1 protein-coding gene is annotated in these 551 nt (G+C 72.1%); it reads right to left on the bottom strand.

Annotated features, from left to right (window positions below):
* Positions 1-551 (bottom strand): acyltransferase domain-containing protein (locus tag IE245_RS36605; RefSeq protein WP_189955793.1); only part of this gene is annotated, 551 nt, incomplete at both ends.

Raw genomic sequence — 551 nt, 5'->3', positions numbered from 1 at the left:
GCGTCGGCGAAGCGGACCGCGCCGCGGACCTGGTCGGCCCAGTACTCCGGCGTCCGCAGGTCGTCGCCCTCGGCGAGACGACCGGTGAGGGTGGAGACGACGGGAATCGAAGGCTCGGAGAACGTCAGCTTGGCGGCCTCCGCCCGGAACTCCTGAAGCATCCCGTCCATGTGCGGGGAATGGAACGCGTGCGACACCGTCAGACGCTTCGTCTTGCGGCCCTGCTCGCGCAGCTTCTCCACCACCGCGAGGACCGCGTCCTCGTCACCCGAGATCACCACCGAGGTCGGGCCGTTGACGGCCGCGACCGCGACCCGGCCCTCCAGCAGCGGAAGAACCTCGGCCTCCGCCGCCTGCACGGCCACCATCGCACCGCCCGACGGCAGCGCGTCCATCAGGGACGCACGCGCCACCACCAGGCGGGCCGCGTCCTCCAGGGACAACACCCCCGCCACGTGCGCGGCCGCGAGCTCACCGATCGAATGCCCGGCCACGAAGTCCGGGCGCACACCCCACGACTCCACCAGCCGGAACAACGCCACCTCGACCGC

Source organism: Streptomyces roseolus, assembly GCF_014649855.1.
Classification (GTDB): domain Bacteria; phylum Actinomycetota; class Actinomycetes; order Streptomycetales; family Streptomycetaceae; genus Streptomyces; species Streptomyces roseolus.
This window is presented reverse-complemented; position numbering and strand designations above follow the sequence as displayed.